Origin of the sequence: Streptomyces sp. NPDC013187 (genome assembly GCF_042899705.1) — a bacterium.
In the GTDB taxonomy this organism is placed as follows: domain Bacteria; phylum Actinomycetota; class Actinomycetes; order Streptomycetales; family Streptomycetaceae; genus Streptomyces; species Streptomyces hawaiiensis_A.
On record NZ_JBIBAF010000008.1, the window covers coordinates 446612 to 458344 of the forward strand.

Sequence of the window (11733 nt, forward strand, 5' to 3'; positions counted from 1 at the left end):
GCCCCCGGGCCGCTACGAGGGGACGGCCACTCCGGCATCCGGCTCGTCGGTGCCCGGCTCGTCGGCCGCCGCTTCCCCCGCCGGATCGACGAGCTGCTCGCGCACGTAGTTCCACACCACCGCGATCAGCGCGGCCACGGGCACGGCGAGCAGGCTGCCCACGATGCCGGCCAGGTTGCCGCCCAGAGTCACCGCCAGCAGGACGACGGCCGCGTGCAGACCCAGACCACGGCTCTGGATCATGGGCTGGAAGACGTTGCCCTCCAGCTGCTGCACCACGACGATGATCGCCAGCACGATCACCGCGTCCGTCAGACCGTTGGACACGAGCGCGATGAGCACCGCCACGAAGCCGGCGAACAGGGCGCCGATGATCGGCACGAACGCCGAGACGAAGGTCAGCACCGCGAGCGGAAGCACCAGCGGGACACCCAGGATCCACAGGCCGAGCCCGATCAGGACGGCGTCGAGCAGACCGACGGCCGCCTGGGACCGTACGAACGCGCCCAGGGTGTCCCAGCTCCGCGCGCACACGGTCGGCACGTCGGTGGCGAGCCGGCCGGGCAGCTGACGGGACAGCCACGGCAGGAACCGCGGGCCGTCCTTCAGGAAGAAGAACATCAGGAAGAGCGCGAGGACGGCGGTGACGACGCCGCTCACCACGGTGCTCACCCCGGTGACGACGGCGCCCACCATGCTGCCGACGCCCTCCTGGGCGCGGGAGACCGCGCTGTCGAAGGCCTGGTTGATCTGCGCGTCCCCGATGTTCAACGGCGGCCCGGCGGCCCACTCGCGCAGTCGCTGGATCCCCTCCACGACACCGTCGGTCAGCTCCCCGGACTGGGAGGCCACCGGCACGGCGATCAACGCCACCACACCGCCGGCGACCAGCAGGAACAGCACGGTCACCACGGACGCGGCCAGCGCGGGCGGCCACCCGCGACGGCGCAGCGACCGGGCCGCGGGCCAGGTCAGCGTGGTCAGCAGCAGCCCGACCACGAGCGGCCACACCACCGACCACATCCGGCCCAGCAACCACAACGCCACGGCCGACATGGCGAGCACCAGCAGCAACTCGGCGGAAACCCGCGCGGATGTCCGCAGCGCGGCGCGGGACCTCTCGGAACTCAGGGACGCAGTCACGTGGGCACCCTATTGGCTGCGGGTCCGCCCCCAGCAGCCCCCCGTCGTTCGGCAGCGGGCCGTCAGCGGACGGTGTACCTGCTGAAGATGTGCAGGGCCGCCTCGATCTGTGCCCGCGTGCGGTCGTCGGGTGCCCCCGTGAGCCGGACGAAGACGACGGAGGAGCCGGGGTCGGCCGCCACCAGCAGGGCCATCGGCACCCGGCCCGCCAGCGGGTGGTCGTACCAGCCGTCGGGCCCCTCCACGTCCGTGTGGAGCAGCGCGTTGTCGATGGCCAGCCAGTCCGAGTCGTCGAAGTCGTAGCCGCAGAACTCCGCGATCGACTCGCAGAACGGCCGCAGACCCCCCTCGAAGATCCAGCCCCCGCCGAAGCTCGCGGTGGAGCCGGCGGGGTCAGTCACCGGCCCTCGCCACACCGACCGGGCAGGACACCCCGGTCCCGCCGATGCCGCAGTAGCCCGCGGGGTTCTTGTCGAGGTACTGCTGGTGGTAGCCCTCCGCCGGGTAGAAGGGGCGGCCCTCGGTCGTGACGATCTCCGTGGTGATGCCGCCGTGGCCGGAGGACGTCAGGACCCTCTGGTACGCCTCGCGGGACGCCTTGGCGGTGGCCTCCTGCCCGGGGGTGTGGGTGTAGACGGCCGAGCGGTACTGCGTGCCCACGTCGTTGCCCTGGCGGAAGCCCTGCGTGGGGTCGTGGGACTCCCAGAACGTCTTGAGCAGGCGCTCGTACGAGACCTGCGTCGGGTCGAAGACCACGCGCACGACCTCCGTGTGGCCGGTCAGGCCCGAGCAGACCTCCTCGTACGTGGGGTTCTCGGTGTGGCCGCCCTGATAGCCGACGAGAGTCGTCCACACGTCGGCCGGGAGCTGCCAGAACCTGCGCTCCGCGCCCCAGAAGCAGCCCAGGCCGAAGTCCGCGATCTCCAGGCCCTCGGGATAGGGGCCGAGCAGCGGGGTGCCGAGGACGGTGTGGCGGTCGGGGACCGTGAACGCCGGCTCCGGTCGGCCTCGCAGCGCCTGCTCGGGAGTCGGCAGCTGGGGCGTACGGCTGTGCAGGAACATGCGGTCTCCAATCGGGGCGACGCCCACTGCAACGTGCCGGTGCCACCCCGAATTCCGGCGGGCCCCGGGCCCGCGCGGCGGGCTCGGGGGGTCAGTGCGGCGGGCCCGGGGGGTCAGTGCGGCAGGCTCGCCGGGCTGCCGCCGTTCGCCTCGTAGCCCGCCACCGCCAGGGCCCGGTACACCGCGAACTCCGCCGCCGGGTCGGCCGACAGCGTCCAGGGCAGGGCGCCCACGTGGCCGTCGATGCGCACCAGCTGGTTCATGGCCTCCGACCAGCGCTCGCCGCGGACCAGGAAGAACACCAGCATGTGCCGGACATGGGCGAGCATCGGGTCGTCGGGACGGGCCGAGTGCACCGCGTGCAGCGCGCCGTGGACCGCCTTCGTGACGACCTCGCTCTGCCAGAAGCTCGCGACGAGGGTCACCTCGGGAAGGTGCTCGAACACCGCGAACAGGGGCATCGCCGAGAGGAGGGAGCCCCGGGGCGCCCGGGCCGCCGCGGCCTCGGCGAACGCGTACGCCTCCGCACGCGAGCCGTGCCACTTCTCGCACCAGTAGTGCAGCGCCGCCAGGTGCGCCCCCATGTGGGCCGGGGCGCGGTCCAGGATCTTCAGCCAGACCTGCTCGAAGTCCTTCTGGGAGTAGCCGAGGCCACGGGCCACCGACAGCTCGACGATGTACGGGATCGGGTCACCGGGGGCGAGCAGCGCCGCCTCGCCGCACGCCGTCCTCGCCTCCTCCATGATGATCCGGAACTCGTCCGTCCCAGGTGTCGCCGTCCGCCACGCCTGCTGCACCAGGAACTCGGCGTGCACCGCCGCACCGCCCGCGTCCTTGGGCGCCTCGGCCCGCCACACCCGCAGCCACTGCCCGCCCGGCGCCTCGCTCACCCCGCCCGGCCGCCGCGAGAGCTCCAGCGAGGCCGCGCCCGCGAAGGCCTGCACGCGCTGCCAGCGCCGCTCGCCCTCCGTCTCCGTGCCCGCGAGGAGCTGCTGCGCGGCGCGGTAGTCCTGCGTGCGCTGCACGACGTCCAGGACGTCCAGCAGGTCCTGGTCGGGGCCCGGCATGCGGATGTCGAGCTCCTCCTCCCGGACGAAGCCGTAGTTCGCCGGGTCCGCCGCGTCCGGGTGGTCCGGCGAGACCAGCCCTGTCGCGGCACCGCGCTTGCGCCGCAGGAAGGGGAGCAGCACGAAGCCCAGCATGACCAGCGCGATCAGGACCCAGAGAATCTCCATGCAACAAGCGAACCAGACCGCGCCGACAATTGGCCAACCTGCTCCCGGAACTGTGGAAAACCTGGGCCCGAGCCGCCCCGCGACCTGTGGAAAACCCCGGCCCGCTCCGTACCCCGGCACGCATCGCGTCGGCGCACTACCCTCGGTGCTCATGAGCGACAGGCACATCAGTCAGCACTTCGAGACGCTCGCGATCCACGCGGGCAACACCGCCGACCCCCTGACGGGCGCGGTCGTCCCGCCGATCTACCAGGTCTCGACCTACAAACAGGACGGCGTCGGCGGGCTGCGCGGCGGCTACGAGTACAGCCGCAGCGCCAATCCCACCAGGACCGCGCTGGAGGAGAACCTCGCCGCCCTGGAGGGCGGCCGCCGCGGGCTCGCGTTCGCGTCCGGACTGGCGGCCGAGGACTGCCTGCTGCGTACGCTGCTCAGCCCCGGCGACCACGTGGTCATCCCGAACGACGCGTACGGCGGCACGTTCCGCCTGTTCGCGAAGGTCGTCGCCCGCTGGGGCGTCGAGTGGTCGGTCGCCGACACCAGCGATCCGGCCGCCGTCCGGGCCGCCATCACCCCGAAGACCAAGGTCGTCTGGGTGGAGACGCCCTCCAACCCGCTGCTCGGCATCACCGACATCGCCGCGGTCGCGCAGGTCGCCCGGGACTCCGGCGCCCGCCTCGTCGTCGACAACACCTTCGCCACGCCCTACCTCCAGCAACCGCTGTCGCTGGGCGCGGACGTCGTCGTGCACTCGCTGACCAAGTACATGGGCGGTCACTCCGACGTCGTCGGCGGCGCCCTGATCACCGCTGACGCCGGCCTGGGCGAGGAACTGGCCTTCCACCAGAACGCGATGGGCGCGGTCGCCGGGCCCTTCGACTCGTGGCTGGTGCTGCGCGGCACCAAGACGCTCTCCGTGCGCATGGACCGGCACAGCGAGAACGCGGTCAAGGTCGCCGACATGCTCACCCGGCACGCGCGCGTGACGAGCGTGCTGTATCCGGGTCTGCCGGAGCACCCGGGTCACGAGGTCGCCGCCAAGCAGATGAAGTCGTTCGGCGGCATGGTCTCCTTCCGCGTCGAGGGCGGCGAGGAGGCGGCCGTCGAGGTCTGCAACCGCGCCAAGATCTTCACGCTGGGCGAGTCCCTGGGCGGCGTCGAGTCGCTGATCGAGCACCCCGGCCGTATGACGCACGCCTCCGTGGCCGGCTCGGCCCTGGAGGTCCCCGCCGACCTGGTGCGGCTGTCCGTCGGCATCGAGAACGCCGAGGACCTGGTGGAGGACCTCCAGCAGGCGCTCGGCTAGACCGTACGGCCCCTGGCGGGGTCACCAGCCGGTGAGGGGTGGAGTCGTGTCGGACGGCGGCTCCACCCACGGGCGGGCCGTCAGCGCCCACACCGTGAACGCCACGGCCGCCGCGAACAGCAGCAGCCACATGAGACGGCGGGCGAGCGTCCTGCGCCGCAGCATGCGGCCACCGCGGCGCACCGCCTCCGTGTGGATCTCGGGCGGCACCGGCCGCGCCGGCTGCTCCAGGAGCCTGCGTACGGTCGCCTCGCGGTCGTTGCCGCTCATGCCGCTCTCCGGCCTGCCGGGCTCACGGCATCGCCTTCGTGGCCGTCACCGCCGGGGCCGGGACCCGCGAGCGGTGCAGCAGGGCCGAGGTCGCCCGGTGACAGATCGCCCGTACGCGCTCCGGGGACAGACCGAGCAGGGCGGCCGTCTGCTCCTCGGCGACGCCCTCGTGGAGCCGGAGCACCAGGATCAGCCGTTCCTGCGGGGTGAGCGGGGCCAAGGGGCTCGCGGGGTGCGGCCGGGCGCGGCCGAGTGCGCCGTGCCGGTGCCAGGCGCCGCGCGCGAAGCGGGTGGCCAGCTGCCGGCGGGTGCGGTCGTACGGATCCTCGCCGTGCAGCCGGTCCCAGCACGCGTACGTGTGCGCCAGCGACAGCGTCAGCAGGCGCCGCGCGCGCGGGTTGTCGTCGGGGGACTCGGCGGTGAGCAGCGTGGCGGCGTTCAGCAGCCGCCCGGCCGCGCCCGCGACGAACGCCTCGAACTCCCGGGCGCGACGGGCTGCCCGGGACGCATGCCGCTCCAGCACCGCACCTCCCGCCCGACGGCGACCCTGAGGACGCGGGCCCCGGCCACGCGCGACGGGGCCCGGTCTCATATCAGGGCAGGGACGGCCCCGAGGTCAAGGGCCGCGCACGGCTCGGCCGGTGCCGCGCACGGCTCGGGCCGGGGTGCCACGCACGCGTGGAGGTCCGGTCGTTCGCGTGCGGGCCTGGTCGTCGGCGTGCGGGGCCGGTCGTTCGCGTGCGGGCCCGGTCGTTGGCGTGCGAGTCCGGTCGTCCGCTTGTGGGCCCGGTCGTCGTGCCGACACCGTCGGGAGCCGGGCCGCGGAGCGCTCAGGATGCCGACTGCGCCTCCGGCCCCGGCACCCCCTGCGCCGTCATCCGGGAGGACAGCGCGGTGTTGAAGCGCGTGAGGAGGTCGCAGAACGCCTCGCGCTCGTCGGGCTGCCAGTCGTGCGTCAGCTCGGCCATCAACTGACGCCGGGAAGAGCGCACTTCCTCCAGCCGGGCCTGCCCGCGCGGGGACAGCTGCAGCACCACCGCGCGTCCGTCCTCGGGGTGGGAGGTGCGTTTGACCAGGCCGGTGTCGACGAGCGGAGCCACCTGCCGGGTGACCGTCGACGAGTCGATCCCCATGCTCGCGGCGAGCGCCTTGACGCCCATCGGGCCTTCCTTGTCGAGGCGGTTGAGCAGCAGGTAGGCGGCGCGGTCCATGGAGTTGCGCACCTGCCCGACCCCGCCGAGCCGGGTCTGTTCGGCACGGCGGGCGAACAGCGCCACCTCGTGCTGCAGCGTGTCGAGAAGACCGGTGTCACCGACGGTCGTCATGTCCATCGACATTTCAGGTGTTGTGGGCATGGCCGGGGGCTCACTTCGTGGAGGGCTGGCAGATTGGGGGACAGGGTACGCGGCCGGAGGGCAGGCCGTACCGGCGCTGCGCAAAGCGGGTCTCGGAGGTTGGTCACAACGGTCGTTCCCGCCTGTGAACTGCGATGCTGGAGTCATGAGCTACAGCACGGCTGACTCCTTTCGGCCCGTCACCCTCGACGACGTGCGCGGCGCGCAGAAGATGCTGTCGGGTGTGGCGCGGGTGACCGCGATGGAGGGCAGCAGGCACCTGTCCCAGATGGTCGGCGCGCCGGTGCACCTCAAGTGCGAGAACCTCCAGCGGACCGGCTCGTTCAAGCTGCGCGGGGCGTACGTCCGGATCGCCGGTCTGCTTCCGGAGGAGCGTGCCGCCGGTGTCGTCGCCGCGAGCGCCGGCAACCACGCGCAGGGGGTCGCCCTCGCGTCCTCCCTGCTCGGCGTGCGCTCCACGGTGTTCATGCCGAGGGGAGCGCCGCTGCCCAAGGTGAGCGCCACCCGGGACTACGGGGCGGAGGTGCGCCTGCACGGCCAGGTGGTCGACGAGACGCTGGCCGCCGCGCAGGAGTACGCGGCCGAGACGGGCGCCGTCTTCATCCACCCCTTCGACCACCCCGACATCATCGCTGGCCAGGGCACGGTCGGCCTGGAGATCCTGGAGCAGTGCCCCGAGGCGCGCACGGTCCTCGTCGGCATCGGCGGGGGCGGGCTGGCCGCCGGGATCGCGGTGGCGGTGAAGGCGCTGCGGCCGGAGGTGCGGGTGGTGGGGGTGCAGGCGGCGGGCGCGGCGGCCTACCCTCCCTCGCTGGCGGCGGGCCGGCCGGTGTCGGTGGAGAACCCGGCGACCATGGCCGACGGCATCAAGGTCGGGCGGCCGGGCGACGTGCCGTTCAGGATCGTCGGTGAGCTGGTCGACGAGGTGCGCACGGTCAGCGAGGACGAGCTGTCCGCCGCGCTGCTGCTGTGCCTGGAGCGGGCCAAGCTGGTCGTGGAGCCGGCCGGGGCGAGCCCGGTCGCGGCGCTGCTGAGCGACCCCGGCGCCTTCGAGGGCCCGGTCGTCGCGGTGCTGTCCGGCGGGAACGTCGATCCGGTGCTGATGGAGCGGGTGCTGCGGCACGGCATGGCCGCCCAGGGCCGCTACCTGGCGGTCCGGCTGCGGCTGACGGACCGGCCCGGTGCCCTTGCCACTCTTCTGGGCGTGTTGTCAGTGGTCGACGCTAACGTCCTCGATGTGAGCCATGTGCGAACCGACCCACGGCTCGGGCTCACGGAGGCGGAGGTCGAGCTGCACCTGGAGACGAAGGGCCCGGCGCACTGCACCGAGGTGGGTCAGGCGCTGCGCGAGGCGGGCTACACGGTCATCGGCTGACCACAGGGACATCGGTCATCGGCTTTCGGCCGGGGTCGTCGGTCATCGGCTGACCACACGGTCCTCGGACGGCCCGGCAGCCCGAGCCGGTCGAAGATCCTTTCGTCTCACGGAGAGCAACGCGGGAAAACTCATTGTAAGACGCGATACATCGCGTTATGGTGTGTCGGTGAGAGGCTTCACCGGGCATTCGTCCGGTCATCCCCGAAGACGTGGAGACTCATATGCCAGGCGCCATCTACGCCGAAGGTCTGGTGAAGACCTTCGGTGATGTAAAGGCCTTGGACGGCGTCGACCTCGACGTGCCCGAAGGCACGGTTCTCGGCCTGCTCGGGCCGAACGGCGCGGGCAAGACCACCACCGTCCGCTGCCTGACCACCCTGCTGCGCCCCGACAGAGGGCGAGCGGTCGTCGCGGGCATCGACGTGCTCAAACAACCCGACGCGGTCCGCCGCTCCATCGGCCTGTCCGGCCAGTTCGCGGCCGTCGACGAATACCTCACCGGCCGGGAGAACCTCCAGATGGTCGGCCAGCTGTACCAGATGCGGGCGAAGGCGGCGAAGGAGCGCGCGTCCGAACTGCTCGAGCAGTTCCACCTCACGGACGCCGCCGACCGCCCCACCAAGACCTACTCGGGAGGCATGCGCCGCCGCCTCGACCTCGCGGCGGCCCTGGTCGTCTCGCCGCCCGTGATGTTCATGGACGAGCCGACGACCGGCCTCGACCCCCGCAACCGCCAGCAGCTGTGGGAGGTCATCAAGCAACTGGTCTCCGGCGGCACCACCCTGCTGCTGACCACGCAGTATCTGGAGGAGGCCGACCACCTGGCGCACGACATCGCGGTGGTCGACCACGGCAAGGTCATCGCCCAGGGCACCTCCGACCAGCTCAAGGCCCGCACCGGCGGCGAGCGCGTCGAGGTCGTGGTGCACCAGCGCGAGCACATCCAGTCCGCCGCCGAGGTCCTCGCCGGCTTCGGCAAGGGCGAGACCACGGTCGAGGAGCACATGCGCAAGCTCACCGCCCCCGTGACCGGCGGCGCCAAGCTCCTCGCCGAAGTCATCCGCGAACTCGACACCCGCGGCATCGAGATCGACGACATCGGCCTGCGCCGGCCCACCCTCGACGACGTCTTCCTGTCCCTCACCGGACACGTGGCCGAGGCCAAGGACCAGGAGAACGAAAAGGAGGCCGCCCAGTGAGCGCCGTCACCGACACCGTGCGGGTCGCACCGGCCGCGAACCCGGTCAGCCAGTCGATCCGCGACTCGATGGTCGTCGCCAAGCGCAACCTGATCCGCATGTCCCGGATCCCGAATCCTGTTCGCCAAAGTTGGCTAGGTTGCACCTGGGGCGAACGAGCCCCTGACCAGCACGAACGAACCACAGACGAGCCCCCTCCGATCACGGAGGGGGCTCTAGTCGTCTTGGGGTGAGGGGGAGCACCCTAGGCAAGTTAGTTGCCCCCTGGGTGTCCTTCCAGTACCTTCCAACGAACAGACCCCCAGAGGGGATCACCGGGCGGCTACCCGGTGCCTCTGAGGGCCTGGCCCGCCCGGCGGCTACCGGACGGGAAGAACACCTAGAGAGTGGACTCTAGATGCGCGTCCAGCGTACCCAGCACACCCGTGCCTATGTGCAGGTCCCCAACGACCTTGCACAGCGACCAGACATGTCCCTTGAGGCTCTGGGCCTCTTGGTCAAGATGCTGTCGTACCCCGACAGCAACAGCATGACCCTTGAGAAGATCGCCGCCCGCGTGCCCAACGGCCGCCGCTCGATCTCCAACGCTGCCAGTGAGTTGACCGACCTCCGGTACTACCACCGCGCTCGGGTCCAGGACCCGGAGACGAAGCGTTGGGTCACCCTCACCTCTGTCTCGGACACACCGACTGACCACATGCCGACGGTCGGTCAGCCGACCGGACAGGCTGTCGGCGCCTACCCCAAGGGGAAAGACGCAGGGTGCAATGACCTCCCTACCCCTGAGCCGGAAGCGGAGCCGGACGGCTTCGCCGAAGGCAGCGAGGGGGAGGGGGAGGAGTCTGCCCCCGAGAAGAACCCCGCCCAGACACAGCGGGCCGTGAAGACGCTTCAGCGTCTCGCCATCCATGACACTCGCCTTCTACTCAGCAACCGGGAATGTTCCCGCCTGGCGCCTCTCGTCGCTGAGTGGCTGGCCGCTGGCTTCCACGAGATGGAAGTGATCCGCACTCTCACGGCTGGCCTGCCCGCAGAGATCACCTCTGCCGCCGCTCTGGTGACGTTCCGACTGAAGAACCACCAGCCCGAGCACATCCCTGCCCCTGCGCCCTCTCAGGCGCCCACAGGGGCTCTTCAGCGAGCCCGGTGCCCCGAGTGCGAAGTGATCTTCCCTCTCGGCCACCCCGGCGGCGTCTGCCGCAACTGCCGCTGACCTCTCTCACGCACCTTCGAAGGGACACCCATGCCTTCTGCAACCCCCTGGTACATCAAGGGCATCCTGTACGTGGCGCTGCCGGCGGCATGTCTCGCCGCCCTCTACCTCTCCATCCCGGGTGAGGTGGCACTAGCAAGAACTGCCGGATGGTCCGAGCACTACGCCCCCGCAATGCCCATCTGTCTCTCGGTGTACGCCCTCTCAGCGGGAGCCATCTCGACCTATCGCCGGAAGATGGAATTGCCAGGGCAGACGACTGCTCTCGTGGGCTCTCTCATGTCCCTGCTGCTGGCCATGTCGGCTCAGTCGATCTCTCACCTGATCGAGCAGGACTACATGGGAACCTCTGCCGCTCTTGTGGTGGCTGTCTCATGCGTCCCGCCTCTCACCATCGCGCACCTGGTGCACATGGCTGAGACCCCCTCGGTGGTGAAGACGTTCTCTCAGCAGCTTGAGGAACTGCGAGACGAGAACCAGGGCCTCATGACTGCCCTGGTGGCCGCTGAGGCTGAGAACGTCCTCTCTCACGCCTGGGGAGTTCTCACAGGCTTTGGTGGAGTCTCTCGGGCCACTGGAGAGCTTGTGGAGTGGTTTGAGGGAGAGACTGAGGCCCTAGATGCAGAGCTGGAGAAGGCCGAGAAGGAGGCTCTCAAGAGCAGGTCTCGCCGGGCACCCCTGGAGCTGACGCGAGAGAAGATCGAGAAGACCCGCGAGAGTCTCGCGGCGGCTGAGGGCAAGAAGCCGACCGTTGAGAGGATCTGCCAGGCCCTAGGGGTCTCTCAGGCGACGTACTACCGCCACCTCTCAGCGGCGTAGCCCAAGCACAGCGAGAGCCCCCGCCAGGGACACCGGCGGGGGCTCTCAGGTCTCAGTGTAGGGGATCAGGCGACAGAGCCACCCACGTGCGTGACGAACCTCTGCCACTGCTCGGACGGGAAGATCAAGGCAGGACCCTCGGGGATCTTGGAGTCCCGGACAGGAACCCTCCCGGTGACGATCTCGGAGGGAGCCCACTCCACGCAGTTCCCGCCCTCAGGGCTGCTGTAGCTCGACTTGACCCACCGGACGTGAGCCAAGCGCGGATTTGGGGTCACAGCTTCTCCATGTACTCAGTGATGAGGGTTGCGCTCTGTGGGGCTGACAGTGCCTCGCCCATCAGGTCAGTGTAGGCGCGCACCGCTGCCCTGACGTGCTCGGGCTCCTCGATGATGCCCGCCGTACGGTATGCCTCAACACAGACGTTCGTCACGTTATTTGGCAGCGTCAGGAACGAGGCAGCCCCGTCGATCAAGAGGTGAGCCTCTGCATCGAGCGGCAGAACCCGAACCCTCGTCGTCGGCTGGCGACCGTGGTCCAGCAACACGGCCAACTGCTCACGCATCACGTCAGCGCTGCCAACACGTCGCATCAGCACGGACTCACACAGCACAACCCGAAGGTCCGGGGGCGCCTCCGCTTGTAGGACGGCCTGGCGGGCAAGGCGCTTGCTGACATCCGCCGCAATCTCCTCAGGGGTTGCCCGCGGAGCACCCTTGAGCAGGAGAGCCCGAGCGTAACCAGCGGTCTGCA

Annotated in this window: 14 protein-coding genes and 1 pseudogene; 6 read left to right on the top strand and 9 right to left on the bottom strand. The window is 70.6% G+C overall.

All coding sequences use genetic code 11. The annotated features are described in order from the left end of the window. Nucleotides 1-12: 12 nt before the first annotated feature. The 4 genes from ACFY5B_RS19840 to ACFY5B_RS19855 form a co-directional block, all read right to left on the bottom strand. Entirely contained in the window at nucleotides 13-1143 is a 1131-nt protein-coding gene (locus ACFY5B_RS19840) for an AI-2E family transporter (RefSeq protein ID WP_389970781.1), read from the bottom strand. Between the two features lie 62 nt (nucleotides 1144-1205). Beyond that, the gene (locus ACFY5B_RS19845; protein ID WP_389970784.1) at nucleotides 1206-1544 is read right to left on the bottom strand and encodes a hypothetical protein; all 339 of its coding nucleotides are present in this window, start codon (nucleotides 1542-1544) and stop codon (nucleotides 1206-1208) included. Beyond that, nucleotides 1537-2205 carry a peptide-methionine (S)-S-oxide reductase MsrA gene (gene msrA, locus ACFY5B_RS19850; protein ID WP_389970787.1) on the bottom strand — a complete coding sequence of 223 codons (669 nt, stop codon included), beginning with the start codon at nucleotides 2203-2205 and terminating at the stop codon, nucleotides 1537-1539. The genes ACFY5B_RS19845 and msrA overlap by 8 nt, the downstream gene beginning before the upstream one ends. Nucleotides 2206-2318: 113 nt before the next feature. After that, a complete protein-coding gene (locus ACFY5B_RS19855; RefSeq protein ID WP_389970790.1) occupies nucleotides 2319-3440 on the bottom strand; it encodes a hypothetical protein in 1122 nt (373 codons plus the stop codon). A gap of 151 nt (nucleotides 3441-3591) precedes the next feature. Here ACFY5B_RS19855 and ACFY5B_RS19860 point away from each other — a divergent pair, with 151 nt between their 5' ends. Beyond that, nucleotides 3592-4746: a cystathionine gamma-synthase gene (locus ACFY5B_RS19860; protein WP_389970792.1), complete on the top strand. Its 1155-nt coding sequence runs from the start codon at nucleotides 3592-3594 to the stop codon at nucleotides 4744-4746. 21 nt (nucleotides 4747-4767) lie between these two features. Here the strand turns inward: ACFY5B_RS19860 and ACFY5B_RS19865 are convergent, their stop codons facing one another. The 3 genes from ACFY5B_RS19865 to ACFY5B_RS19875 form a co-directional block, all read right to left on the bottom strand. Beyond that, nucleotides 4768-5016: a hypothetical protein gene (locus ACFY5B_RS19865; RefSeq protein WP_344458380.1), complete on the bottom strand. Its 249-nt coding sequence runs from the start codon at nucleotides 5014-5016 to the stop codon at nucleotides 4768-4770. Nucleotides 5017-5038: 22 nt separating this feature from the next. After that, nucleotides 5039-5539 (bottom strand): sigma factor-like helix-turn-helix DNA-binding protein, encoded by a 501-nt coding sequence (locus ACFY5B_RS19870; protein ID WP_389970795.1) that lies wholly within the window; start codon nucleotides 5537-5539, stop codon nucleotides 5039-5041. Between the two features lie 307 nt (nucleotides 5540-5846). After that, the gene (locus ACFY5B_RS19875; protein WP_389970868.1) at nucleotides 5847-6353 is read right to left on the bottom strand and encodes a MarR family winged helix-turn-helix transcriptional regulator; all 507 of its coding nucleotides are present in this window, start codon (nucleotides 6351-6353) and stop codon (nucleotides 5847-5849) included. A gap of 163 nt (nucleotides 6354-6516) precedes the next feature. Here ACFY5B_RS19875 and ilvA point away from each other — a divergent pair, with 163 nt between their 5' ends. The 5 genes and pseudogenes from ilvA to ACFY5B_RS19900 all read left to right on the top strand — a co-directional run bounded on the left by ilvA (nucleotide 6517) and on the right by ACFY5B_RS19900 (nucleotide 10980). Then, nucleotides 6517-7746 carry a threonine ammonia-lyase gene (ilvA, locus tag ACFY5B_RS19880; RefSeq protein ID WP_344458386.1) on the top strand — a complete coding sequence of 410 codons (1230 nt, stop codon included), beginning with the start codon at nucleotides 6517-6519 and terminating at the stop codon, nucleotides 7744-7746. Between the two features lie 224 nt (nucleotides 7747-7970). Next, entirely contained in the window at nucleotides 7971-8948 is a 978-nt protein-coding gene (locus ACFY5B_RS19885) for an ATP-binding cassette domain-containing protein (protein WP_389970798.1), read from the top strand. After that, nucleotides 8945-9070: pseudogene (locus ACFY5B_RS19890) on the top strand (ABC transporter permease); the annotation flags it as partial. The gene ACFY5B_RS19885 and the pseudogene ACFY5B_RS19890, both read left to right, overlap by 4 nt. A 275-nt stretch (nucleotides 9071-9345) precedes the next feature. After that, a complete protein-coding gene (locus tag ACFY5B_RS19895) occupies nucleotides 9346-10161 on the top strand; it encodes a hypothetical protein (protein ID WP_389970801.1) in 816 nt (271 codons plus the stop codon). A 30-nt stretch (nucleotides 10162-10191) separates the two neighbouring features. Beyond that, the gene (locus ACFY5B_RS19900; RefSeq protein WP_389970804.1) at nucleotides 10192-10980 is read left to right on the top strand and encodes a hypothetical protein; all 789 of its coding nucleotides are present in this window, start codon (nucleotides 10192-10194) and stop codon (nucleotides 10978-10980) included. Between the two features lie 65 nt (nucleotides 10981-11045). On the opposite strand, the gene ACFY5B_RS19905 is transcribed toward ACFY5B_RS19900, so the two are convergent. Both ACFY5B_RS19905 and ACFY5B_RS19910 read right to left on the bottom strand, forming a co-directional pair. Further along, complete coding sequence (locus tag ACFY5B_RS19905) at nucleotides 11046-11258, bottom strand: DUF397 domain-containing protein (RefSeq protein ID WP_389970807.1); 213 nt, start codon at nucleotides 11256-11258, stop codon at nucleotides 11046-11048. After that, nucleotides 11255-11733 (bottom strand): DUF5753 domain-containing protein (locus ACFY5B_RS19910; protein WP_389970810.1); only part of this gene is annotated, 479 nt, incomplete at its 5' end. The genes ACFY5B_RS19905 and ACFY5B_RS19910, both read right to left, overlap by 4 nt.

Bases quoted from the DNA above. Each gene is read 5' to 3' on its own strand.
- msrA (WP_389970787.1), bottom strand. From the start codon at position 2,205: ATGTTCCTGCACAGCCGTACGCCCCAGCTGCCGACTCCCGAGCAGGCG.
- ACFY5B_RS19855 (WP_389970790.1), bottom strand. From the start codon at position 3,440: ATGGAGATTCTCTGGGTCCTGATCGCGCTGGTCATGCTGGGCTTCGTG.
- ACFY5B_RS19860 (WP_389970792.1), top strand. From the start codon at position 3,592: ATGAGCGACAGGCACATCAGTCAGCACTTCGAGACGCTCGCGATCCAC.
- ACFY5B_RS19865 (WP_344458380.1), bottom strand. From the start codon at position 5,016: ATGAGCGGCAACGACCGCGAGGCGACCGTACGCAGGCTCCTGGAGCAG.
- ACFY5B_RS19875 (WP_389970868.1), bottom strand. From the start codon at position 6,353: ATGTCGATGGACATGACGACCGTCGGTGACACCGGTCTTCTCGACACG.
- ilvA (WP_344458386.1), top strand. From the start codon at position 6,517: ATGAGCTACAGCACGGCTGACTCCTTTCGGCCCGTCACCCTCGACGAC.
- ACFY5B_RS19885 (WP_389970798.1), top strand. From the start codon at position 7,971: ATGCCAGGCGCCATCTACGCCGAAGGTCTGGTGAAGACCTTCGGTGAT.
- ACFY5B_RS19895 (WP_389970801.1), top strand. From the start codon at position 9,346: ATGCGCGTCCAGCGTACCCAGCACACCCGTGCCTATGTGCAGGTCCCC.
- ACFY5B_RS19900 (WP_389970804.1), top strand. From the start codon at position 10,192: ATGCCTTCTGCAACCCCCTGGTACATCAAGGGCATCCTGTACGTGGCG.